The organism is Streptomyces sp. NPDC037410 (assembly GCF_055602235.1).
Genome location: NZ_JBVJWR010000037.1, coordinates 1 through 23,559, shown reverse-complemented (window position 1 = coordinate 23,559; position 23,559 = coordinate 1). Strand labels below are relative to the sequence as shown.

The following is a 23,559-nucleotide window of genomic DNA, read 5'->3' as shown; positions in this document are numbered from 1 at the left end:
TCTACGAAAGCGGCCTGCCATGCGCGTCTACATCCCCCTGACCCTCCCCGGTCTCGCACAGGCGCACAAGGCGGGCGAGCTCGGCCCCGGACCGCTGATCGCCTACGCCGTCACCCCCGCCCTGCGCGAGTGGTACGTCTCCGACGACATCGAGGAGCTGGAGTACGCGGCGCTCAACCGGGCCGCCGCCGCCTCCCTGCGGCTCCTCGCCGGCGACCCCGAGGCGCCCCGGCGCCGGATCGTGGTCGCCGTCGACGTGGCCGACAAGGACGCGACCGTCGACCCCGACCGCGGGCTCGACTCCGGCTCCATCGGCGAGGTCCGCGTCGCCGGAGCCGTACCGCTGGCCAAGGCCGCGGCCGTGCACGCCGACGCGGACGACGCCGAGGCGGACGTCACGGCGGCGGCGGACGCGCTGGGCGCGGCGGACCAGGGCGACGACGACGCCCAGTTCGTCGTGGACGGGGCCGAGGACCACGAGCTGCTCTGGTTCGGTGTGCAGGAGATCCCCTCCCTGCTCGGCTGAGTCGCCGGGTACCGTCTCTCCATGGGGAAGCACGGAAAACACCTGGTCTGGGACTGGAACGGCACACTGCTCGACGACACCGGGGCGGTGATCGGCGCGACGAACGCGGCCTTCGCCGAGCTCGGGCTCGCGTCCATCACGCTCGAGCAGTACCGCGAGCTGTACACGGTGCCGGTGCCGAAGTTCTATGAGCGGCTCATGGGGCGGCTGCCGACGGACGCGGAGTGGACCGTCATGAACGGGACCTTCCACCGGCACTACCGGGAGCGGGCCGGCTCCTGCGGGCTCACCGCCGGCGCGGCGGAGCTGCTCGCCGCGCGGCAGGAGGCCGGGGGCACGCAGTCGCTGCTGTCGCTCGCGCCGCAGGCCGAGCTGGTACCGCTCGTGCGGCACCACGGGATCGCCGAGCGGTTCCTCCGCATGGACGGGCGCCTCGACGACTCCAGCGACGGGAAGTCGGGCCACATGGTGCGGCACCTCGACGCGCTGCGGGTCCCGGCCGACCGGATCGTCGTGATCGGTGACGCCGCCGATGACGCGGTGGCGGCGGCGCACGTCGGGGCGCGGGCCGTGCTCTACACCGGCGGGTCGCACAGCCGGGCGTCGCTGGAGCGGGTCGGGGTGCCGGTGGTGGACTCCCTGGAGGAGGCCGTCGCCGTCGCGGAGGAGCTGGTCTAGGGGGCGGGGGTGGGGGGGGGGGGGGGGGGGGGTGGGGTGGGGGGGGGGGGGGGCGGCGGGGGGGGGGGGGGGGGGGGGGGGGGGGGGGGGGGAACGCCACCCCCCCCCCCCCCGAGCCGCGCTAGCCCTTCGCGCGCAGGACCTTCAGGAATTCGCGCATCCAGGTGGGGTGGTCCGGCCAGGCTCGGGAGGAGACCAGGAGGCCGTCGACCACGGCCGCGCTGTCCTGGAAGGTCGCCCCCGCCGCCTGCATGTCGAGTTCCAGGGCCGGGTAGGCCGTGACGCGGCGGCCCTCCAGGCTGCCGACCGCCGCCGTCACGAGCGGGCCGTGGCAGATCTGGGCCACCGGCTTGTCGGCGTCGAAGAAGGCCTTGAGGATCTTGCGGAGCTCCGGGTCGTTGCGCAGGTACTCCGGCGCCCGGCCGCCCGGGATCACCACCGCCGCGTACGCGCCCGGGTCGACCTCCGAGAAGGCCAGGTCGGCGGGCCAGGTGTAGCCCGGCTTCTCCGTGTACGTGTCGTACCCCGGCTCGAAGTCGTGGACGACGAAGCGGAGCGTCTTGCGGGCCGGGGCCGCGATGTCGACCTCGTAACCCTCCTCCAGAAGCCGCTGGTAGGGGTACATCACCTCCAGCGACTCCGCCGCGTCCCCGGTCACGATCAGGATCTTCGCCATGGCTCTCCCAGATCACAGATGGTCGGTCCGTCGTGCTGCGCCCATGCTCGCGTACACCGTGCCGCCGGCGGGGCGCTTTACCAAGAGGTCATGTGTCGCTGTCCAAAGCGTCAAACTTCCCCCGCTCTTTTGTACGCATACGGCTCATGACGGTTCGGGGGTCATGAGCGATAGGCTTTTCCCGTGATCAGCGCGATACGCCGTGGGGGCAGCGAAGCCCCCGGCTGCCGCCCGGTCCGCGACAGCGGCCGGGCCGACCGTGCGTTCGATCCTCTCCGTCCGGGCGCGCCACGCTCCGTGGCCGATAACGTCCTGGGCATCTCTCATCCGGGCATAACGTCGACTTCGACCGGAATCACCGCGTCGTGGCGTTGTGTCCTTTCTTCCACCGACGTCACGCAACGGCGCGCGACAGGAGTCAGAGGACATGCAGACCAAGCTGGACGAAGCAAAGGCCGAGCTGCTCGAGAGGGCCGCCCGGGTAGCTGAGCACAGCCCTGTCGGAGGGCGACTTCCGACGGGCCCCGAAGGCGCCGGTGAGCGTCCGGACCGGGACACCGTGCTCGACTACCTCCAGCGCTACTACCTGCACACCGCGCCCGAGGACCTCGCCGACCGCGACCCGGTCGACGTGTTCGGCGCCGCGCTCTCTCACTACCGGCTCGCGGAGAACCGCCCGCAGGGCACCGCGAACGTGCGCGTCCACACTCCGACGGTGGAGGAGAACGGCTGGACCAGCAGCCACTCCGTCGTCGAGGTCGTCACCGACGACATGCCCTTCCTCGTCGACTCCGTCACCAACGAGCTGTCCCGCCAGGGCCGCGGCATCCATGTCGTGATCCACCCGCAGGTCCTCGTCCGCCGTGACGTGGCCGGAAGGCTCATCGAGGTCCTCTCGGCGCAGATCCACGGCGAGCTGCCGCACGACGCGCTCACCGAGTCCTGGATCCACGTCGAGATCGACCGCGAGACCGACAAGGCCGACCTCAAGCAGATCACCAACGACCTGCTGCGCGTCCTGTCCGACGTCCGCGAGACGGTCGAGGACTGGGAGAAGATGCGCGATGCCGCCCTGCGCATCGCCGACGGCCTGCCCGACGAGCCCACCGCCTCCGACCTGCGTCCGACCGAGGTGGAGGAGGCCCGCGAGCTGCTGCGCTGGCTCGCCGACGACCACTTCACCTTCCTCGGCTACCGCGAGTACGAGCTGGTCAACGGCGACGCCCTGTCCGCCGTGCCCGGCACCGGCCTCGGCATCCTGCGCTCCGACCCGCAGCACGGCGCCGACGACCAGGGCCACCACGCCCACCCCGTCTCGCCGTCGTTCAGCCGGCTGCCCGCCGACGCCCGCGCCAAGGCGCGCGAGCACAAGCTGCTGATCCTGACGAAGGCCAACAGCCGGGCGACCGTGCACCGCCCCTCGTACCTCGACTACGTCGGTGTGAAGAAGTTCGACGCCGACGGCAACGTCATCGGCGAGCGCCGCTTCCTCGGCCTCTTCTCGTCCGCGGCCTACACCGAGTCCGTCCGCCGCGTCCCCGTCGTCAAGCGCAAGGTCCAGGAGGTCCTGGACGGCGCCGGCTTCTCGCCGAACAGCCACGACGGCCGCGACCTGCTCCAGATCCTGGAGACCTACCCGCGCGACGAGCTCTTCCAGACCCCGGCCGACCAGCTGCAGTCCGTCGTCACCAGCGTCCTGTACCTCCAGGAGCGGCGCCGGCTGCGGCTCTACCTGCGCCAGGACGAGTACGGCCGCTACTACTCGGCCCTCGTCTACCTGCCGCGCGACCGCTACACGACCCGCGTCCGGCTGCGGATCATCGACATCCTCAAGGAGGAGCTCGACGGCACCAGCGTCGACTTCACCGCCTGGAACACCGAGTCGATCCTCTCCCGCCTGCACTTCGTCGTCCGCGTCAAGCCCGGCACCGAGCTGGCCAAGCTCACCGACGCCGACGTCGACCGCATCGAGAGCCGGCTCGTCGAGGCCACCCGCTCCTGGGCCGACGGCTTCGGCGAGGCGCTCAACGCCGAGCTGGGCGAGGAGCGCGCCGCCGAGCTGCTCCGCCGCTACGGCAACGCCTTCCCCGAGGGCTACAAGGCCGACCACTCGCCGCGCGCCGCCGTCGCCGACCTCTGCCACCTGGAGGCCCTCGCCGGCAGCGGCAAGGACTTCGCGCTCTCCCTGTACGAGCCGGTCGTCGCCGGCCCCGGCGAGCGCCGCTTCAAGATCTACAAGACGGGCGAGCAGATCTCCCTGTCCGCCGTCCTGCCGGTCCTCAACCGGCTCGGCGTCGAGGTGACCGACGAGCGTCCGTACGAGCTGCGCTGCGCCGACCGCACCCACGCCTGGATCTACGACTTCGGTCTGCGCATGCCGGTCGCCACCGGGAACGGCGGCGACTACATCGGCGAGGACGCCCGCGAGCGCTTCCAGGAGGCCTTCGCCGCCACCTGGACCGGCCAGGCCGAGAACGACAACTTCAACTCGCTCGTCCTCTCCGCCGGGCTCACCTGGCGCGAGGCGATGGTGCTGCGCGCCTACGCCAAGTACCTGCGCCAGGCCGGAGCGACGTTCAGCCAGGACTACATGGAGGACACCCTCCGCGACAACGTCCACACCACCCGGCTGCTCGTCAACCTCTTCGAGGCCCGCATGGCCCCGGAGCGGCAGCGCGCCGGCACCGAGCTGATCGACGGCCTCCTGGAGGAGCTGGACGGCGCCCTCGACCAGGTCGCGAGCCTGGACGAGGACCGGATCCTGCGGTCCTTCCTCACCGTCATCAAGGCGACGCTGCGGACGAACTTCTTCCAGACGGCCGCCGACGGCAAGCCGCACTCCTACGTGTCGATGAAGTTCGACCCGCAGGCCATCCCGGACCTGCCGGCCCCGCGCCCGGCCTTCGAGATCTGGGTGTACTCCCCGCGCGTCGAGGGCGTCCACCTGCGCTTCGGCAAGGTCGCCCGAGGCGGTCTGCGCTGGTCCGACCGCCGTGAGGACTTCCGTACGGAGATCCTCGGCCTGGTCAAGGCGCAGATGGTGAAGAACACCGTCATCGTGCCGGTCGGCGCCAAGGGCGGCTTCGTCGCCAAGCAGCTCCCGGACCCGTCCGTGGACCGCGACGCCTGGCTGGCCGAGGGCATCGCCTCGTACAAGACCTTCATCTCGGCGCTCCTCGACATCACCGACAACCTGGTCGCGGGCGAGGTCGTGCCGCCGGTCGACGTGGTCCGCCACGACGAGGACGACACGTACCTCGTGGTCGCCGCCGACAAGGGCACCGCCACCTTCTCCGACATCGCCAACGGCGTCGCGGAGTCGTACGGCTTCTGGCTCGGCGACGCGTTCGCCTCCGGCGGCTCCGCCGGCTACGACCACAAGGGCATGGGCATCACCGCCCGCGGCGCCTGGGAGTCCGTCAAGCGGCACTTCCGCGAGCTGGGCCACGACACCCAGACCGAGGACTTCACCGTCGTCGGCGTCGGCGACATGTCCGGCGACGTCTTCGGCAACGGCATGCTGCTCTCCGAGCACATCCGCCTGGTCGCCGCCTTCGACCACCGCCACATCTTCATCGACCCGAACCCGGACGCGGCCACCTCGTACGCCGAGCGCCGCCGGCTCTTCGACCTGCCGCGCTCCTCGTGGGCGGACTACGACACCTCGCTGCTGTCCGCGGGCGGCGGCATCCACCCCCGCAGCGCCAAGTCCATCCCGGTCAACGCGCAGATGCGGGCCGCCCTCGGCATCGAGGACGGCGTCACCAAGCTGACCCCGGCCGAGCTGATGAAGGCGATCCTCCAGTCGCCCGTCGACCTGCTGTGGAACGGCGGCATCGGCACGTACGTGAAGTCCTCGGCCGAGTCCAACGCCGACGTCGGCGACAAGGCCAACGACGCCATCCGCGTCGACGGCCAGGACGTCCGCGCCCAGGTCGTCGGCGAGGGCGGCAACCTCGGCGCGACCCAGCTGGGCCGCATCGAGTTCGCCCGCAGCGGCGGCCCCGAGGGCCAGGGCGGCAAGGTCAACACCGACGCCATCGACAACAGCGCCGGCGTCGACACCTCCGACCACGAGGTCAACATCAAGATCCTGCTCAACGGGCTCGTCGCCGAGGGCGACATGACCGTCAAGCAGCGCAACAAGATCCTCGCCGAGATGACGGACGAGGTCGGCGCGCTCGTCCTGCGCAACAACTACGCGCAGAACACCGCCCTGGCCAACGCCGTCGCCCAGTCGCCGTCCCTGCTCCACGCCCACCAGCGGTTCATGCGCCGCCTGGGCCGCGACGGGGCCCTCGACCGCTCCCTGGAGTTCCTGCCCAACGACCGGCAGATCCGCGACCTCCTCAACGGCGGCAAGGGCCTGAGCCAGCCCGAGCTCGCCGTCCTCCTCGCGTACACCAAGATCACGGTGGCCGACGAGCTGATCGGTACGGAGCTGCCGGACGACCCGTACCTGCGCGGGCTGCTCCACGCGTACTTCCCGACGCTGCTGCGCGAGAAGTTCACCGAGGCCGTCGACAACCACGCGCTGCGCCGCGAGATCATCACGACGGTCCTGGTCAACGACACCGTCAACACCGGTGGCTCGACCTTCCTGCACCGCCTCCGCGAGGAGACCGGCGCGTCGATCGAGGAGATCGTCCGCGCGCAGACCGCCGCCCGGGTCGTCTTCCGCCTCGGCCAGGTCTGGGACGCCGTCGAGGACCTCGACAACCAGGTGCCGGCCGAGATCCAGACCCAGATGCGCCTGCACTCCCGCCGGCTCGTCGAGCGCGGCACGCGCTGGATGCTCAACAACCGGCCGCAGCCGCTCCAGCTCACGGAGACCATCGAGTTCTTCGCGGACCGGGTCGAGGAGGTCTGGACGCAGCTGCCGGGCCTGCTGCGCGGTGCGGACCTGGAGTGGTACCAGTCGATCCTGGACGAGCTGACCGAGGTCGGCGTGCCGGAGGAGCTCGCGCTGCGCGTCGCCGGCTTCTCCTCCGCCTTCCCGATCCTCGACGTCGTCGCGATCGCCGACCGGATGGGCAAGGAGCCGCTCGCGGTCGCCGAGGTCTACTACGACCTGGCCGACCGGCTGCGGATCACCGACCTGATGGACCGGATCATCGAGCTGCCGCGCAGCGACCGGTGGCAGTCGATGGCCCGCGCCTCGATCCGCGAGGACCTCTTCGCGGCGCACGCGGCGCTGACCGCCGACGTCCTGACGGTCGGCAACGGCACGACGAGCCCCGAGGAGCGGTTCAAGGCCTGGGAGGAGAAGAACGCGGCGATCCTGGGCCGCGCGCGGACGACCCTGGAGGAGATCCAGGGCTCGGACACCTTCGACCTGGCGAACCTGTCGGTGGCGATGCGGACGATGCGGACGCTGCTCCGCTCGCACAGCTGACACGTGAGTGAGGAAGGGCCCCGCCGGTTTTCCGGCGGGGCCCTTCCTCATTCCTTCACGGGTGCCGCTGGCACGGGTGCGGCCGTCGAGGTCCACAGGCGGCGGGCGGCGAGCAGGGCCGCCGTGAGGAGCAGACCGTTGCGGAGCACCATGACGGCCACGCCGGTGGTGGTGCCGTAGAAGACCTCGTCGTAGAGGACGGGGTACGCGAGGGAGCTGAGGGCGGCCGCCGGGAGGAGCAGCAGGGCGACCGGCCGCATCACGGTGTGCCGGGAGGTCAGGCAGACGGCGGCGAGGCCGAGCAGCCAGATCATGTACTGGGGGCTGATCACCCGGCTGGTGGCGGTGAAGAGCAGTACGGCGGCGAGGGCCGCGTCGAACGGGGTGGCGGGGGTCCAGCGGCGGGCCTGGAGGCGCCACAGGAGCAGCCAGGCGAAGGCGATGACGGTGAACAGCAGGGCGAGGTGGCCGAGGCTGGAGACGTACGGGCCGACGTACTCGAAGGCGCCGTAGCGGAACTCGACCGTGCCCGCCCAGGCGCCGGTGGCGTGGGCCACCGCGAGGGCCGTGCCCCACAGGGACTCGATCTGGATGCCGCGGCTGCCCTGCTGGCGCAGGAAGCCGAGGGACTCGGAGAACAACAGCGCCAGGGTGGCGAGGAGCGCGAGGGCGGTGACGGCGGCGGCGGTCCAGGCCTCGCGGGTGGTACGGCCCCGGGGCGTGCCGATCAGGGCGAGCGCGGGCCACACCTTGACCATGGCGCCGATCCCGGCGAGCGCCCCGCCGAGCTGGTGGGCGGCGGTGGGGCGGGCGTTCAGGGCGAGCAGCGCGAGGACGGCGAGGGCGGTGGTCTGGACGTCGTACCGGGCGAGCGGGATGTGGAGGAGGAGCGGGAGGCCGCAGACCCAGATCCAGGTGCCGTGGGTGAGGCGGGCGCTGTCGGCGCGGGCGAGGGCGAGCGTGACGACGGCGTCGGCGAGGAGGGTGAGGGTGACGAAGGCCTGGAAGTAGGTGAGCCAGGGGAGGATGCCCGGCGACATGATCACGAGTCCCGCGCCGGGCGGGTACTGCCAGGTGACGTCGCCGGGCGGGAAGGTGCCGGCGGCGAACTGCCCGTACCAGTGCCGGTAGAGGTCCACCTCGCGGGCCACCCCGCCGATGCCGAGGCTGTCGCGGGAGAGCAGCAGGAGCATGCCGGCCCGGCTGAGGAGCCAGGCGGCGGCGAGGGCGAGGAGGGGGCCGCGGCCGACGGTGACGAAGGTGGCGGAGGTGAAGGTGTCCGAGTCGAAGGGGGACCCGGTGAGGGTGGGGGGTTCGCTTCCGGAGCGGTTTCCGGGGCGGCTCCCGGGGCGGCTTCCGGGGCGGGGCGGGGCGTCGGACGTGGCGTCGGGTGGCGACTGGGGGTGATCGTTCGTCATCCCACCGCACTTTAGCTACTTATGTCCCTTTCGTTCGGCTTCTTCGGTCCCGGCTTGGCCGTGAACTCCTCGTATGCCGCCACGACCTCCTTCGCCGGCCCGTCCATCCGCAGCGTCCCGGCTTCCAGCCACAGGGCCCGCTCGCAGGTCTCCGTGATCGTGGAGTTCGAGTGGCTGACCAGGAAGACCGTCCCCGCCTCCGCCCGAAGCTCGTCGATCCGCCGCTGGCTGCGGCGGCGGAAGCGCGCGTCGCCGGTCGACAGGGCCTCGTCGATGAGGAGCACGTCATGGCTCTTGGCGGCGGCGATGGAGAAGCGCAGCCGGGCGCCCATCCCGGAGGAGTACGTCCGCATCGGGCGGGAGATCGCGTCGTCCTTCTCGTTGATGCCGGAGAAGTCGACGATCCCGTCGTAGCGTTCGCGGATCTCCGTGCGGCTCATGCCCATCGCGAGGCCGCCCAGGATCACGTTCCGCTCGCCGGTCAGATCGTTCATCAGGGCCGCGTTCACGCCGAGGAGGGAGGGCTGTCCCTGGGTGTAGATCCGGCCCCGGTCCACGGGCTGGAGCCCCGCGACGGCCTTCAGGAGGGTGGATTTCCCGGATCCGTTCGAACCGATCAGGCCAATTGCCTCGCCCCGGTACGCGACGAAGCTGACGCCCTTCACGGCGTGCACCCGGCGGCCGGCCGGGGCCTTGCGCCGGTGCAGCATCCGGCCGAGGGCGGCGGTGGCGGCCCCCCGGCCGCCGGGGTGCCCGCCATGGACGGTGTACGTGATGTGGACGCCGTCCGCGACGACGGTGGGCGTCCTCGTCGACTCAGCCACGGCCGTACGTCTCCTCCGCCTTCCAGAACCAGACGAAACCGCCCGCGAAGGCGAGCACGGCCCAGCCGGCCGCCAGCGCCCACACGTGCGGCGGCAGCTGCGCGGCGGTGAAGCTCCGGATCAGCGCGAAGCGCATGAGGTCGATGTAGAGCGCCGCCGGGTTGTACTGGAGCGCGATCACCACGGCGTGCGGGAAGCGCCCGCTGCCCGCCAGGTTCTGGATCGAGAACATGGCGCCCGAGGCGTACATCCAGGTGCGGAGCACGAACGGCATCAGCTGGCTGATGTCCGGGGTGCGGGCGGCGAGCCGGGCGAGCACCAGCGCCACGCCCGTGCTGAACAGCGACTGGAGGAACAGCGCCGGGACGGCGAGCAGCCAGCTCCAGGTGGGGAACTCGCCGAAGCAGGCCAGCATCACGACGAGCGCGGCGAGCGAGAACAGCAGCTGCTGGAGCTGCTGGAACGCGAGCGAGATCGGCAGGCTCGCGCGGGGGAAGTGCAGGGCGCGGACCAGGCCCAGGTTGCCGCTGATCGCGCGGGTTCCCGCCTGGACCGTGTTGGCGGTGAAGGTCCACACGAAGATGCCCGTGATCAGGAAGGGCACGTAGTCCGGCACGCCGTTCTTCGCGTTCATCACGATGCCGAAGATCAGGTAGTACACGGCCGCGTTGAGCAGCGGGGTCATCACCTGCCAGACCTGGCCGAGGCGCGCCTGGCTGAACTGGGAGGTGAGGCGGGCGGTCGCGAAGGCGGTGACGAAGTCGCGGCGCGACCAGAGCTCCCGCACGTAGACGGGGAGCGAGGGGCGGGCGCCGCTGACGCTCAGGCCGTGGCGGCGGGCGAGGGCGGCGAGGTCCTCGGGGGCCTCCCTCGCGGCTGTCGGGGCTGGTACGGCGGGGGCCAGGGTCGTGGTCACGGGCGGGCGCTTTCGACGAGGGTGCGGGGGCGCGTGATGTCGTCGGCGATGGGACGGGTCCGTATCGTCGCTACGGGGAGAGTAGGGCGCCCTCACGACGGAACGCAACCGTATCGTCGCAACGGCTCCGGGATATCGCGGTTGGTTAGGATGCCGTTCATGACCGATCCGACCCCCCGCCGCGCCCCCGCCGGAGCCGCCGTACTCCGCGAGGACGTGACCGAGGCCATCCGCGCCGCCGTCTTCGAGGAGCTCGCGGCCGTCGGCTACGCCCGGATGTCCATCGAGGGCATCGCGCGCCGCGCGGGAGTCGGCAAGACGGCCGTCTACCGGCGCTGGAAGTCCAAGCTCTCCCTCGTCCTCGACCTCGTCGGCGCCTTCGCCGCCCAGGGCCTGCCGGCACCCGCCAGCGGCTCCCTCTACGGGGACGTGCGCGCCCTCCTCGAAGTCGCCTCGCACGCCCTGCGCCACCCGGTCGCCTCGCAGGTCATCCCGGACCTGCTCGTCGAGGCCGCCCGGCACCCCGAGATCGCCGAGACCGTCAAGGCCGTGCTCCTCGACGGGCAGCAGGGCGTCATGACCCAGATCGTCCGCGAGGCCGTCGCGCGCGGCGAACTCCCCGAGGGCGCCGACCCCGGCAAGGCCCTCGACCTGGCCGTCGGCCCGCTCTACTGGCGCCTCGTCGTCGTCCGCACGCCCCTGCCCAAGGGGTACCTGGACGAACTCGCACGCTCGGCGGTCGCGGCGCTCACGGCGTGACCGGCGCGGGGCCGCCCGGCGCGGGGCTCGGTCCGCGCTGCGCGCTGCGCGCGTAACCCCGCCTACTTCACCGCGCCCGCCATCACCCCCGACGCGAACTGCCGCTGGAACGCGAAGAACACCACCAGCGGCACCACCATCGACACGAACGCCCCCGGCGCGAGCACGTCCACGTTGTTGCCGAACTGCCGCACCTGCTGCTGGAGCGCCACCGTGATCGGCGGCGACTGCGAGTCCGCGAAGATCAGCGCGATCAGCATGTCGTTCCACACCCACAGGAACTGGAAGATCCCCAGCGAGGCGATCGCCGGACCGCCGAGCGGCAGCACCACACGCGTGAACAGCCGGATCTCGCCCGCCCCGTCGAGCCGCGCCGCCTCCAGGAGCTCGCGCGGGATCTCCGCGAAGAAGTTCCGCAGCAGGAAGATCGCGAACGGCAGGCCGAAGGCCGTGTGGAAGAGGACCACCCCCGCCGTCGTCTCGAAGAGACCCACCGCCCCGAACAGCTTCGACACCGGGACCAGGGCCACCTGCACCGGGACCACGAGCAGCGCCACCACGCCCAGGAACCACCAGTCCCGGCCCGGGAACTCCAGCCACGCGAAGGCGTAACCGGCGAGCGAGCCGATGAGGAGGACCAGGAGCGTGGCCGGGACGGTGATCAGGACCGTGGAGAGGAGAGAGCCCGTGATCGTGTCGTTCGCGAGGAGGCGGGTGTAGTTCTCGGTGGTCAGCTGGGCCGGGGCGGTGAACACCCGCCACCAGCCGCTCGCCGCGATGTCGGACGGCGAGCGGAGCGAGGAGAGCAGCAGCCCGACCGTCGGCAGCAGCCAGAAGAGGCCGGCGAGCAGGAGGAAGACCCGGACGGCGCCCCCGGCCGCGCGTGCCGAGGCTTTCGCCGCGAAGCCCTTCATCGGCGGGACTCCGGAGCTCTTCATCGGCGTGACTCCCTTCGGATGCGGCGGATGTTGACCACCATCACCGGCAGCACGAGAAGGAGCAGGACGACGGAGATGGCCGAACCGACCCCGAGATCCGCGTCCGTGCCGAAGGACGAGCGGTACAGCTGGAGCGCGAGCACGTTCGCGTCGTCCTGCGCGGAGCCCGGCGCGATGACGAAGACCAGGTCGAAGACCTTCAGCACGTTGATCATCAGGGTGACGAGGACGACCACGAGGACCGGCGCCAGGAGCGGCACCGTGATCCGCCGGAACACCTGCCACTCGTTCGCCCCGTCCACCCGCGCCGCCTCCAGGAGTTCGCGCGGTACGGCCGCGAGCCCGGCGCCGATCAGGACCATCGCGAACCCGGCCCACATCCACACGTACGACCCGATCACGGCCGGGGTGACGAGCTCGGGGCCCAGCCACTCCACGCCGTCGTACTGCTCCCGGAAATTGCTCGCGGGCAGCCGGAGTACGGCTCCTTCGGCGCGGTCGGCGGGCAGGGCGAAGCCGCCGTCGGCCGCCGCCGTGGCCGTGGCGACCACCTTCCCGTCCCGTACGGCCTCGATCCGCAGCCCCTTGAGGCCGAGCTCGCCCGGATCGGCCACGTTCGGCTTCCCGCCGCCGCCCCGGGTGAAGTCCAGCCAGGCGGTTCCGGTGATCTCGCCGTCCTTCGCGGTCGGCGCGTGAGCGGGGCGCGCGTCCTTCGGCATCCGCCCCGGCGCCACCCCGACCAGCGGGAGGAGGACGGGCGCCCCGGCCCGTACCGGCTCCTTCGTGACGAACGCGCCGCCACCCGCCGCCTTCAACGGGTGCACGGGCAGCGGCCGGGCCCGGGGGAAGCCGGACGCCTCGGCGAAGGTGTCGTGGACCCCGACCCAGACCGCGTTGGCGACGCCCCGGTCCGGGTCCTGCTCGTACACCAGCCGGAAGATGATCCCGGCGGCCAGCATCGAGATCGCCATCGGCATGAAGACGACCAGCTTGAACGCCGTCCCCCAGCGCACCCGTTCGGTGAGCACGGCGAAGACCAGACCGAGCGCGGTGGCGACCGCCGGGGCCACCACCAGCCAGATCAGGTTGTTGCGGACGGCGGTGCGCAGGGAGTCGTCGGTGACGAGCGCGAGGTAGTTGTCGAGGCCGACGAACGAGCCGCCGGAACGGTCGAAGAGCGAACGCCGGACGGAGTACCCGATCGGGTAGACGACGAGCGCGCCGAGGAGAACCAGGGCGGGGAGCAGGAACCCGGCCGCGACGGTCCTGCTCCTTCTCGTGATGCGTGGCATGGGGGCCTCAGCCCTTGTACGCCTTCGCCGCGTCCGCCTCCAGGCGCGCCTGGGTCCCGGCGATGTCCTCAGGGTTCTTCAGGAAGTCCTGGAGCGCCTTCCATTCGCCCTTGCCCGGCGTCCCGCCGAACGACTGCGGCATCTGGTCCGACATGTCGAAGCGGAAGTCGTCACCCGCGCCGATGAGGGCCTTGGCGATCTCGCGCTGGACGTCGTTCGGGTACGCCGCCGGGTCCAGGTTCTTGTTGGGGGAGAGGAACCCGCCCTCGGCCGCCCAGATCCGCGCCGCGTCCGGGGAGGCGAGGAAGGCGAGCAGCGCCTGCGCGCCCTTGGTGTCCTTCAGGGCCACGGCCGCGTCGCCCGCCGTCACCACCGGGGACGTGCCGCCGGTCTTGGGGAAGGGGAAGACCTTCGCGTCCTTCCCGATCTCCGCCTTCGTCTGCGCGATGTTGACCGCGGCGAAGTCGCCCTCGAAGACCATCGCGCCCTTGGGCTGGTCGCCGCCCGTGAAGGTCTGCGTGACCGAGGCCGGGTACTCCGTCTGCAGCGCGCCGGCCGAACCGCCCGCGATCAGCGACGGGTTGCCGAAGAGCTCGGCGAGGGTCTTGAGGGCGGCGGCGACGGACGGGTCCGTCCACTTGATCTCGTGCTTCGCCAGCTGGTCGTACTTGGCCGGGCCCGCCTGGGAGAGGTAGACGTTCTCGAACCAGTCGGTGAGGGTCCAGCCGTCCGCGCCGCCGACCGAGACCGGGGTCACGCCGGAGGCCGAGACCGTCTCGGCGGTGGCGAGGAACTCCTGCCAGGTCTTCGGCTCCGCGGCGCCCGCGCTGTCGAAGACGGCGGTGTTGTACCAGACGAGGGACTTGTTGGCGGCCTTGAAGTAGACCCCGTACTGGGTGCCGCCCACCGCGCCGAGCTCCTGCCAGCCGCGCGAGTAGTTCGCCGCGAGCGCCGCCCTGCCCTCCGGGCCGACCGGCTTCAGCCACTTCTGGGCGGCGGCCTGCTGGATCGCGCCCACCTGCGGGAGCATCGCCACGTCGGGCGGCGCGCCACCGGCGATCTTCGTACCGAGGAAGTTCACGATCGGGTCCTGCGCGGGCACGAAGGTGACGGTCGCGCCGGTGCGCTTCTCGAACTCCTTCAGGACCTTGGTGAAGTTCTCCTGCTCGGGGCCCGTCCAGACGGCGGCGACCTCGATCTTCTCGCCCTTGAGGGAGAGCGGGGGGTCGGACGGCAACGTGCTGTCGCCGTCGTCGCTGCCGCAGCCCGCGAGGGCGGTCAGCGTGGCTAACGCGGTCAGGGACACTGCGGCCGTGCGTGCCGCGCTTGTCCTGCGTGTCCTGCGTGCCCTGCGTGGACGAAGAGTTGTACGCATCGCTGCCCCGTCTCTCCCGTGCGCTTCGCTGTCCGTCCGACAGGTCTACGCCGGGGTGCGGGGCCCCGCAATACCGCCTTCGGCTCCAAGTGGGCGATCGTGACGCCCTCGTGACGCGCCGTCAGGCGTGCGGGGTGGGGGTCAGCGGGGGTACGGGCGTCGCCTCGACCGAGCGCGCCGCGCGGTCGAGGGCGCTCGCCAGAAGGGCCAGGTCCGTCGGGCCGTTGCCCAGCTCGCGGACCGGGCGCCGGGTGGGCGGGTCGCCCATCCGCTCCCACTCCAGCGGGACGACCGTCGGCCGGAGCGTCGCCGTCCGGGGGATCCGGCCCGTCACGCGGCCCGCCTGGAACGGGGTCACCCGGCCGTCCGGATGCCCGAGACGGCCCCGCCCGGCGGCCGGCACGTCCGGGCCCGCCGCCACCGGAGGAGCGTCGAGCACGATCCGCAGCCGGGCCCCGTGGGCCAGCTCCGTGTCGGAGGTGCGGTCGGGGCGCGACGAGGTCGCCACGAGGTGCACGCCGAGCCGCTCCCCGTTCCGCGCGACGGCCTCCAGGGCCCGCACGACGGACCCGGCGGCGGGCCGCCCGGGGGCACCGAGCGCGGGCGCGACCAGGGCGTCGTAGTCGTCGACGAGCACGACGAGCCGAGGCAACTGCCCGACACCACCGGCCCGCGCGGCAGCCGACTCCCCGGAGGCGGGCCGAGGAATCCGCCCCGCGACCTCCTCGGGGACGGAGACGCGCCCGCTGGGCCGTCCGGTGACGTCGTCGGCGCCGGGGTACGGGGCGCGTCCGCTCGCCCGGCCGGTCACGTCGTCGGCGCCCGTGCGGAGGGTGCGGGCGCTCGGGTGGTCGGTGAGGTCGCCGTCGGTCGTGCGGAGGGTGCGGCTGCTCGGGCGGTCGTCGACGGCCCCGCCCTCCCGGCGCGGGAGCCGCCCACTGGGCGTATCGGCCAGGAAGGCCTCCCCGCCGGCCCGCGCCCGCGCCCCGGAACGCTCGTCGAGCGCCCCGTCCCCCGCCCGGGGGACGCGCCCGCTGGAACGGTCGGCCAGATCCCCGGCCCGGGGGACGCGCCCGCTCGGGCGCTCAGCGAGATCGCCTGCACCGGCCGGGCGGGGGACGCGCCCGCTGGGCCGTCCGGTGACGTCGTCCGCGCCGGGGTACGCGACCCGTCCGCTCGTACGGCCCGTCACGTCGTCCGCGCCCGGGTAGGGCACGCGTCCGCTCGCCCGGCCTGTCAGGTCCTCGCTGCCGGGGTACGGGACCCGTCCCGGCACGTCGTCCGCGCCCGGGTACGCGGCGCGGCCCTGCGCCTCCGCGGCGGTTGTGCGGAGGGTGCGGCCGCTCGTGCGGGGGTTCAGGTCGTTCGTGTTCGGGAGCGCGCCGATCGGGCCGTCGCCCGTGCGGAGCGTGCGGCCGCTCGGGCGGTCCGTGAGGTCGGCGGTGTCCGGGAGGCGGACGGTCGCGCGGGCGCCCTGCGGCACGGATTCCGCCGCGCTCGGGGCGCGCTGCCCGATCATCCGGTCGGCGGCACGCGCCGCCCCCCGGCGGTCCGCGAAGTGGCCGTCGCCCAGGAGCTCCGCCCGGCGCTTCAGCTCGGCGCCGAGCGCCTGCGCGAACTCCCGCATCCGTACCGGGTCCGAGGCGACCAGGTGCTCGGTGACGTGCGGCAGCTCCGTACAGACCGCGAGTCCTTCGCCGCGCTCGCCGCCCGCGCCGTCCACGAGGAGCAGGCCGAGGCGGTCCGGGCGGCCGCCCGCCGCGAGCGAGGCGGCGATCGAGCGGAGCAGTTCCGTGCGCCCGCTGCCGGCCGGGCCCTCGATCAGCAGGTGCGGGCCCTCCTTGGTGAGGTCCACGGCGAGCGGCCCGCGCGGGCCGGCGCCCAGGACGGCGGTGCCGTCCGCGGCGGAGGCCCAGCGGGCCATGAGGGAGGCGGGGGTGGCCCGGGCGAGCCCGAGCTCGTCGAGGAGGCGGGCGGACGGCGGCAGCGCGGAGGCCCGGGCGCCCGGCGCCGCGGCCGTCTCGGGGCGCAGCGGGGCGAGGGCCCGGCCGAACCGCTCGGCCCAGGCGACGGAGACCGCGTCCACCACGCCGACCGTGCCGTGGCCCGCGAGCCGCCCGCCGGATGTGCGCAGCAGCCGCAGCGCCGTCGCCACGTCACCGCTGAGGAGCGCGGCGGCGCCGCATTCGCGGAAGGCGAGGGACGCGGCGCACGCGGCCTCGTACGTGGCGGCGAGCGGCGAGTCCGGGGTGGCGGCGGGCGCTTCGGCGAGGCACAGGAGGTGGATGCCGGCGGCCGCGCCGGCGCCCGCGAGCCGCGCGACCGTCTCGCGCAGGGCGGCGGAGCCGGGGTCGCCGTCGACGACGACGACGGTCGTCGGCCCGTCGTGGCGGGCGGCGGCCTCGGCGACGGAGGCGCGGTCGGCGCTGGGCCAGCCGGGGCCGAGCGGGCCGTCGTCGAGCCGCCGGGTCAGCTCGGCCGTACGGGCCTGGGCCTGCTCGCGGTCGTACGCCAGGAGCAGCCGGCAGTCCTGGCCGTGGGCGGGCCGGACGTGCGGGAGCCAGCCGAGCCAGCCCCAGGCGCGGCGCCGCTCCTCCAGGGAGCGGTTCCGGTCGGCGCTGATGAGCACGATCTCCAGGTCGGAGGGGGAGTGCAGGGCGGCGAGCTGGGCCACGACCGAGCGCGCGAGCCCGGTGAGCCGGTCGCCGGGGCCCGCGAGGCCGAGGGAGCCGGCCTCGCGCAGGCCGACGGTGACGGGGACGCCGGAGAGTTCGGCGCGGTCCGTCGTGCCGAGCCGGACGACGAGGGACTCGGGGTGGTCCTGGGCCCGCTCCCAGAGCCGGGGGCCGGGGCCGAGGGCGGTGAGGAGGACGGTGGCCGGGTCGGGCCAGGTGTCGGCGACCGGTACGGGGCCGGGGGCGCCGGCCCGCGTGAGGGGTCCTGGGCGGGTGCCGGCGTGCGTGTCGGGGGAGGGGTGGCGGTCGGCGGCGGGGGCCGGGTGCTCCTCGCGGCCGCCCGCGAGGCGCCGGGCCCACGCGCCGAGCCCGCGCTTGACGGGAGGCGTGGGTGCGGCGGCCGGGTCGGCCTGTCGGGTCCTGCCGTGCGGCTCGGCCCCGTCGAGGCCGGAGGGGCCGTCGTGCGCGTCCCCCGCGTGCGCGTTGCCACCGTCGTAGACCTCGCCGAACGCGATGCCGCGGGCCCCGCCGTGGGTGGTCTCCCCGAGCGCGATGCCGAGCGCCCCGCCGTGCGGGGTGTCGTCCGAGGACGCCCCCCGGTCCGTCCCGTGCGCGACGCGCAGGTGGCCCTCGCCGTCGGGGGCGGTCGCCAGCGCGTCCGTACCGGCGGCGCCCGTCAGGCGCACGGCGGACTCGCCGAGCCGCAGCAGCGCGCCCGGCCGGAGCGGGACGGGGCGGTCGCCGACGGGGGCGCCGTCGAGCGTCGTGCCGTTCGTGGAGCCGCGGTCGCAGACCGTGACCCGGCCGTCCTCGCCGACGGTCACCGTGCAGTGGGAGCGGGAGACGTCCGGGTCGTCGAGCGGCACGTCGGCGTCGACGGAACGGCCGATTCTGATCGCTCCGCCGTGCAGCAGGTGCACCCCGCCCGCGTCGGGTCCGGCCACCACGTGCAGCCGGGCGGAGGCCGTCTCGTCGGCCCGGTCGTCCGGTCCTGGCACCTGGAGGGAGAGGACCGCGCCGTCGACGAGCGGGGGCTCGCCGAGGACGCAGCGCCGGCCGTCGAGCCGCTCCGCGCCCGCGTAGAGCACGGTGCTGCCCGAGGCGGAGGTCTCGGGGCCGGTGACGGCGGCGGCGACGTTCGAGGCCACGGCGGCCAGGGCCGTCCCGGCGGGGGCCGTGACGAGCACGTCGCAGGCGCGCCCGGCGCCGTGGCCGGCGTACGGCGCGAGGACGGTCAGCCGGATCTGCATCGCCGTCAGCGGTCCCTTCTGCGCGAGCCGGCTCGGCAGGGGGGAACCGCCCTGTGTCTCCCCCCACCCGGCACGGACGCATCGCCCGGTACAGGTCGGCACGGCGCGGGGCTCCCGACCCCGTCGATGCGACGTGCTGTAGGCATCCTCGCACCTGCCACCGACAACACGCCCGCGGGTCGGCCACAAGTGATCTTGAATGGTCGGCCGAGGACGAGAAATAGCCTGGTTGGGCATGCCTTCGGAGCATGCATGGCAACCGTCGCCTCCCGTGGAGCGTCTTCTTCCGGACAAGTTCGGTCCGCCCAGGACCTCGGGCGGGGCTCGGACACGGCAGCGGAAACGGCCTGTGGACGACCGGCCTGTGACCCGTTCGGCGGCACTAAAGTGGGTCGGACGCCCGGACGGGTCACAACAGAGGACAGGGACCCCGGGGACACATCAGGGAACACCCCAGGACCACGATCAGCAGGGAGCGCGTGACGTGCGGCCTATCGGCAGCAAGTACCTGCTCGAGGAGCCGCTCGGCCGCGGCGCCACGGGCACCGTCTGGCGAGCCCGCCAGCGGGAGACGGCGGGCGCCGAGGCGGCCGTGCCCGGCGAGCCCGGCGAGACCGTCGCGATCAAGGTCCTCAAGGAGGAGCTGGCCAACGACGCGGACATCGTGATGCGCTTCCTGCGCGAGCGGTCCGTGCTGCTCCGGCTCACCCACCCGAACATCGTGCGCACCCGCGACCTGGTCGTCGAGGGCGATGTCCTCGCCCTCGTCATGGACCTCGTCGAGGGCCCCGACCTGCACCGGTACATCCGGGAGAGCGGCCCGCTCACCCCGGTCGCCGCCGCGCTCCTCACCGCCCAGATCGCCGACGCGCTCGCCGCCAGCCACGCCGACGGCGTCGTCCACCGCGACCTCAAGCCGGCCAACGTCCTGCTCGCCGAGCACGGCGGCCAGATGCACCCGATGCTGACCGACTTCGGCATCGCGCGCCTCGCCGACTCCCCGGGCCTGACCCGCACCCACGAGTTCGTCGGCACGCCCGCGTACGTGGCGCCGGAGTCCGCCGAGGGCCGCCCGCAGACCTCCGCCGTCGACATCTACGGCGCGGGCATCCTCCTGTACGAGCTGGTCACCGGCCGGCCCCCGTTCACGGGCGGCACCGCCCTCGAGGTCCTCCACCAGCACCTCAGCGAGGAGCCCCGCCGCCCCTCGACCGTGCCCGGACCGCTGTGGACGGTCATAGAGCGCTGCCTCAGCAAGAACCCCGACCAGCGGCCGAGCGCCGTGAACCTCGCCCGCGGCCTGCGCGCGGTCGCCGCCGGCATCGGCGTGCACGCCACGTCCGCGCAGATCCAGGCCGCGGAGGGCGTCGGCGCGCTCCTCGCCCCCGACCCGGCACCCGCGCCCGTCCCGGGCACCCCGCAGGCGCAGACCCCGGGTGCCGCCGACCCCACCCAGGTGCTGCCCACCGGCGCCGCCGGAGCCGCGGCCGCCGCCGGGACGCCCCCGCAGTACGACCCCGCCGCCGCGACCAGCGTCATGCCGACCAGCGGCCCGGGCGCCGCCGACCCGACGGCCGTCATGCCCCCCGTACCGCCTCAGGCCCCCCAGACCGGGCAGCCGGAGGACCCGCACCCCTGGCAGACCCAGCTGCGACAGGTCCGCGACCGCAACGAGCAGACCCAGGTGCAGTACCTGGACCCGAGCGAGGACCCGCTGCGCCGCCGCCCGCAGCGCCAGCCGCAGCCGCCGCAGGACGCCCGGCCCGGTGCGTACGGCCAGCAGCAGTACGGTCAGCAGCAGTACGGCCAGCAGCCGCCCCCGCCGTACCAGCAGCAGCGCCCGGCCCCGCAGCGCGCGCCCCAGCCGTACCAGCAGCCCCAGCAGCAGTACGCGCCCCCGCCGCCCCCGCCCCAGCAGTACGCCGCCCCGCCCCAGCAGCAGTACACGCCGCCGCAGCCGCCGCCCCAGGCCCCCGCGCCCCGCGAGCCGCGCCCGCCGCGCCAGCGCAGCGCGAACCCGGTGCACATCCCCGGTCTCGGCTGCCTCAAGGGCTGCCTGATCATGATCGTCCTGTTCGTGGTCGCCGGCTGGCTCATCTGGGACCTCACGCCCCTCCAGGACTGGATCGCCCAGGGCAAGGGCTACTGGGAGGCCATCGGCGACGGCATCTCGGCCATCACCGACTGGATCTCCTCGATCGGCGAAGCCACCGGTTCCGGGGGTGCTACCGGCGGTACAGGGCAGTAACACTGCCGATTTGTCGACTTCCGAGGGGTGATTTCCCCTCGGAGGTCGAGACCGGCGGCCGTGGACGCGTAGCTTTGTCGAGAACCGCAGCCGCTGAGGGAGCAGTCTTGGCACGGAACATCGGCAGCCGCTACACCGCCCATCAGATCCTCGGGCGGGGCAGCGCCGGAACGGTGTGGCTCGGCGAGGGACCCGAGGGGCCCGTCGCCGTCAAACTGCTGCGCGAGGACCTGGCGTCCGACCAGGAGCTCGTCGGCCGCTTCGTCCAGGAGCGGACCGCGCTCCTCGGCCTCGACCACCCCCGCGTGGTCAAGGTCCGCGACCTCGTCGTCGACGGCAACGACCTCGCCCTCGTCATGGACCTCGTCCGCGGCACCGACCTGCGCACCCGCCTCGACCGCGAGCGGCGTCTCGCGCCCGAGGCCGCCGTCGCGATCGTCAAGGACGTCGCCGAGGCCCTCGCCGTCGCGCACAAGGCCGGAGTCGTCCACCGGGACGTCAAGCCGGAGAACATCCTGCTCGACATGGAGGGCCCGCTCGGCCCCGGCGGCGCCCACCCCGCCCTCCTCACCGACTTCGGCGTCGCCAAGCTGATCGACACCCCCGGCCGCACCAAGGCCACCCGGATCATCGGCACCCCCGACTACCTCGCCCCCGAGATCGTCGAGGGCCTCCCGCCCCGCGCCGCCGTCGACATCTACGCCCTCGCGACCGTCCTGTACGAGCTGCTCGCCGGCTTCACCCCGTTCGGCGGCGGCCACCCCGGAGCGGTCCTGCGCCGCCACGTCACCGAGACCGTCGTCCCGCTGCCCGGCATCCCCGAGGAGCTGTGGCAGCTGATCGTCCAGTGCCTCGCCAAGGCCCCCGCCTCCCGGCTGCGCGCCTCCGAGCTCGCCGCCCGCCTCGCGGACGTCCTGCCGATGCTCAAGGGCATCCCGCCGCTGGACGTCGACGAGCCCGGCGCCGAGCCGGCCCCGGAGCCGTACGAGGAGGAGACGTACGCCACCGGCACGGGCACCGGCGAGCCCGGCCCCCGCCGCGCCGCCGTCCCGCTCGTCCCCGGCGCCTCCGCCGACTCCCACCGCGACACCCACACCTCCATGCGGGTCCCGGCCCCCGACGAGCTCTCCGGCGGCCCCCTCGGCACGGCGCGCGCCCCGCGTCCCGCCGGCGCCCGCCGCCCCGGTTCGGCCCGCCACAAGGCCGTCCGCAAGCGCCGCATCACCCTCACCGTCGCGGCGGTCGTCATCGCCGGCGCGCTCGGCGCGGGCGGCTACCTGGCGGCCTCCGGGGACGCGGAGGCCCCGCCGCAGGACTCCAAGCAGTCCTCCCTGCCGTAGGCGCGGCGCCGAGCCGTTACGCTGGACGCGTGGCAGTCGTCGATGTATCCGAAGAGCTGAAGTCCCTCTCCTCGACCATGGGGTCGATCGAGGCCGTCCTGGACCTCGAGAAGCTGAGGGCCGACATCGCCGTGCTCGAAGAGCAGGCCGCGGCCCCGTCCCTGTGGGACGACCCGGAGGCGGCGCAGAAGATCACGAGCAAGCTTTCGCACCTCCAGGCCGAGGTCCGCAAGGCCGAGACCCTGCGCGGCCGGATCGACGACCTCGCGGTGCTCTTCGAGCTCGCCGAGGAGATGGACGACCCGGACACCCTCGCCGAGGCCGAGACGGAACTGACCTCCGTCCGCAAGGCCCTCGACGAGATGGAGGTCCGCACCCTCCTCTCCGGCGAGTACGACGAGCGCGAGGCCCTGGTCAACATCCGGGCCGAGGCCGGCGGCGTCGACGCCTCCGACTTCGCCGAGCGGCTCCAGCGCATGTACCTGCGCTGGGCGGAGCGCCACGGCTACCCGACGGAGATCTACGAGACCTCGTACGCGGAAGAGGCGGGCATCAAGTCCACCACCTTCGTCGTGAAGGCCCCGTACGCCTACGGCACGCTCTCCGTCGAGCAGGGCACCCACCGGCTCGTCCGCATCTCGCCCTTCGACAACCAGGGCCGCCGCCAGACGTCCTTCGCGGGCGTCGAGATCCTCCCCGTCGTCGAGTCCTCCGACCACGTCGAGATCGACGAGTCCGAGCTGCGCGTGGACGTCTACCGCGCCTCGGGCCCCGGCGGCCAGGGCGTCAACACGACCGACTCGGCCGTGCGCATCACGCACCTTCCGACCGGCATCGTCGTCTCCTGCCAGAACGAGCGCTCCCAGATCCAGAACAAGGCGAGCGCCATGAACGTCCTCCAGGCCAAGCTCCTGGAGCGCCAGCGCCAGGAGGAGCGGGCCAAGATGGACGCCCTCAAGGACAGCGGCAGCTCCTGGGGCAACCAGATGCGTTCGTACGTGCTCCACCCGTACCAGATGGTCAAGGACCTCCGTACGGAGTTCGAGGTCGGCAACCCGCAGTCCGTCCTGGACGGCGAGATCGACGGCTTCCTGGAGGCGGGCATCCGCTGGCGCAAGCAGTCGGAGAAGTAAGCCCCTCGCTCGTACGGGACCGGGGGGGGGGGGGGGGGGGGGGGGGGGGGGGGGGGGGGGGGGGGGGGGGGGGGGGGGGGGGGGGGGGGGGGGGGGGGGGGGGGGGGGGGGGGGGG

General features: G+C 73.4%; 15 protein-coding genes. 7 read left to right on the top strand and 8 right to left on the bottom strand.

The genetic code is table 11. The features are described from left to right. Positions 1-19: 19 nt before the first annotated feature. Both ACZ7HT_RS36075 and ACZ7HT_RS36070 read left to right on the top strand, forming a co-directional pair. Entirely contained in the window at positions 20-526 is a 507-nt protein-coding gene (locus tag ACZ7HT_RS36075; protein WP_471173849.1) for a DUF6912 family protein, read from the top strand. A gap of 21 nt (positions 527-547) precedes the next feature. Further along, a complete protein-coding gene (locus tag ACZ7HT_RS36070; RefSeq protein ID WP_471173848.1) occupies positions 548-1,204 on the top strand; it encodes an HAD family hydrolase in 657 nt (218 codons plus the stop codon). A gap of 121 nt (positions 1,205-1,325) precedes the next feature. Here the strand turns inward: ACZ7HT_RS36070 and ACZ7HT_RS36065 are convergent, their stop codons facing one another. Further along, positions 1,326-1,880, bottom strand: a complete 555-nt coding sequence (locus ACZ7HT_RS36065) for a DJ-1/PfpI family protein (RefSeq protein WP_471173846.1) — start codon at positions 1,878-1,880, stop codon at positions 1,326-1,328. Between the two features lie 427 nt (positions 1,881-2,307). On the opposite strand from ACZ7HT_RS36065, the gene ACZ7HT_RS36060 reads away from it, so the two are divergent. After that, positions 2,308-7,275, top strand: a complete 4,968-nt coding sequence (locus ACZ7HT_RS36060; protein ID WP_471173844.1) for an NAD-glutamate dehydrogenase — start codon at positions 2,308-2,310, stop codon at positions 7,273-7,275. Positions 7,276-7,322: 47 nt separating this feature from the next. Here the strand turns inward: ACZ7HT_RS36060 and ACZ7HT_RS36055 are convergent, their stop codons facing one another. Genes ACZ7HT_RS36055 through ACZ7HT_RS36045 form a run of 3 tightly spaced genes read right to left on the bottom strand, consistent with a single transcriptional unit; the run spans position 7,323 to position 10,433 of the window. Continuing rightward, positions 7,323-8,693, bottom strand: a complete 1,371-nt coding sequence (locus ACZ7HT_RS36055; RefSeq protein WP_471173842.1) for a glycosyltransferase family 87 protein — start codon at positions 8,691-8,693, stop codon at positions 7,323-7,325. Positions 8,694-8,704: 11 nt separating this feature from the next. Continuing rightward, positions 8,705-9,517, bottom strand: a complete 813-nt coding sequence (locus ACZ7HT_RS36050) for an ABC transporter ATP-binding protein (protein WP_471173841.1) — start codon at positions 9,515-9,517, stop codon at positions 8,705-8,707. Then, a complete protein-coding gene (locus ACZ7HT_RS36045) occupies positions 9,510-10,433 on the bottom strand; it encodes an ABC transporter permease (RefSeq protein ID WP_471173839.1) in 924 nt (307 codons plus the stop codon). The genes ACZ7HT_RS36050 and ACZ7HT_RS36045 overlap by 8 nt, the downstream gene beginning before the upstream one ends. 159 nt (positions 10,434-10,592) lie before the next feature. Here ACZ7HT_RS36045 and ACZ7HT_RS36040 point away from each other — a divergent pair, with 159 nt between their 5' ends. After that, positions 10,593-11,192: a TetR/AcrR family transcriptional regulator gene (locus tag ACZ7HT_RS36040; protein ID WP_471173837.1), complete on the top strand. Its 600-nt coding sequence runs from the start codon at positions 10,593-10,595 to the stop codon at positions 11,190-11,192. Positions 11,193-11,254: 62 nt separating this feature from the next. On the opposite strand, the gene ACZ7HT_RS36035 is transcribed toward ACZ7HT_RS36040, so the two are convergent. The 4 genes from ACZ7HT_RS36035 to ACZ7HT_RS36020 form a co-directional block, all read right to left on the bottom strand. Continuing rightward, on the bottom strand, positions 11,255-12,130 hold the full coding sequence (locus ACZ7HT_RS36035; RefSeq protein WP_471173835.1) for a carbohydrate ABC transporter permease: 876 nt from the start codon (positions 12,128-12,130) through the stop codon (positions 11,255-11,257). Continuing rightward, a complete protein-coding gene (locus tag ACZ7HT_RS36030; protein WP_471173833.1) occupies positions 12,127-13,422 on the bottom strand; it encodes a carbohydrate ABC transporter permease in 1,296 nt (431 codons plus the stop codon). Before ACZ7HT_RS36030 ends, ACZ7HT_RS36035 begins: the two co-directional genes overlap by 4 nt. A 7-nt stretch (positions 13,423-13,429) precedes the next feature. Continuing rightward, positions 13,430-14,797, bottom strand: a complete 1,368-nt coding sequence (locus ACZ7HT_RS36025; protein ID WP_471173831.1) for an ABC transporter substrate-binding protein — start codon at positions 14,795-14,797, stop codon at positions 13,430-13,432. A gap of 121 nt (positions 14,798-14,918) precedes the next feature. Then, on the bottom strand, positions 14,919-18,722 hold the full coding sequence (locus ACZ7HT_RS36020; protein ID WP_471173829.1) for an FHA domain-containing protein: 3,804 nt from the start codon (positions 18,720-18,722) through the stop codon (positions 14,919-14,921). Positions 18,723-19,206: 484 nt separating this feature from the next. On the opposite strand from ACZ7HT_RS36020, the gene ACZ7HT_RS36015 reads away from it, so the two are divergent. The 3 genes from ACZ7HT_RS36015 (at position 19,207) to prfB (ending at position 23,443) form a co-directional block, all read left to right on the top strand. Continuing rightward, positions 19,207-20,970 carry a serine/threonine-protein kinase gene (locus ACZ7HT_RS36015; protein ID WP_471173826.1) on the top strand — a complete coding sequence of 588 codons (1,764 nt, stop codon included), beginning with the start codon at positions 19,207-19,209 and terminating at the stop codon, positions 20,968-20,970. Positions 20,971-21,077: 107 nt separating this feature from the next. Next, positions 21,078-22,310 (top strand): serine/threonine-protein kinase, encoded by a 1,233-nt coding sequence (locus ACZ7HT_RS36010; RefSeq protein ID WP_471173824.1) that lies wholly within the window; start codon positions 21,078-21,080, stop codon positions 22,308-22,310. Positions 22,311-22,339: 29 nt separating this feature from the next. After that, positions 22,340-23,443, top strand: coding sequence for a peptide chain release factor 2 (gene prfB / locus ACZ7HT_RS36005; protein WP_471173822.1), 1,104 nt, complete (start codon positions 22,340-22,342; stop codon positions 23,441-23,443). Positions 23,444-23,559: the final 116 nt, after the last annotated feature.

What these genes read in the sequence shown, in the direction of transcription:
- ACZ7HT_RS36075 (WP_471173849.1), top strand. Translation starts at nt 20, where the DNA reads ATGCGCGTCTACATCCCCCTGACCCTCCCCGGTCTCGCACAGGCGCAC.
- ACZ7HT_RS36070 (WP_471173848.1), top strand. Translation starts at nt 548, where the DNA reads ATGGGGAAGCACGGAAAACACCTGGTCTGGGACTGGAACGGCACACTG.
- ACZ7HT_RS36065 (WP_471173846.1), bottom strand. Translation starts at nt 1,880, where the DNA reads ATGGCGAAGATCCTGATCGTGACCGGGGACGCGGCGGAGTCGCTGGAG.
- ACZ7HT_RS36060 (WP_471173844.1), top strand. Translation starts at nt 2,308, where the DNA reads ATGCAGACCAAGCTGGACGAAGCAAAGGCCGAGCTGCTCGAGAGGGCC.
- ACZ7HT_RS36055 (WP_471173842.1), bottom strand. Translation starts at nt 8,693, where the DNA reads ATGACGAACGATCACCCCCAGTCGCCACCCGACGCCACGTCCGACGCC.
- ACZ7HT_RS36040 (WP_471173837.1), top strand. Translation starts at nt 10,593, where the DNA reads ATGACCGATCCGACCCCCCGCCGCGCCCCCGCCGGAGCCGCCGTACTC.
- ACZ7HT_RS36035 (WP_471173835.1), bottom strand. Translation starts at nt 12,130, where the DNA reads ATGAAGAGCTCCGGAGTCCCGCCGATGAAGGGCTTCGCGGCGAAAGCC.
- ACZ7HT_RS36030 (WP_471173833.1), bottom strand. Translation starts at nt 13,422, where the DNA reads ATGCCACGCATCACGAGAAGGAGCAGGACCGTCGCGGCCGGGTTCCTG.
- ACZ7HT_RS36025 (WP_471173831.1), bottom strand. Translation starts at nt 14,797, where the DNA reads ATGCGTACAACTCTTCGTCCACGCAGGGCACGCAGGACACGCAGGACA.
- ACZ7HT_RS36020 (WP_471173829.1), bottom strand. Translation starts at nt 18,722, where the DNA reads ATGCAGATCCGGCTGACCGTCCTCGCGCCGTACGCCGGCCACGGCGCC.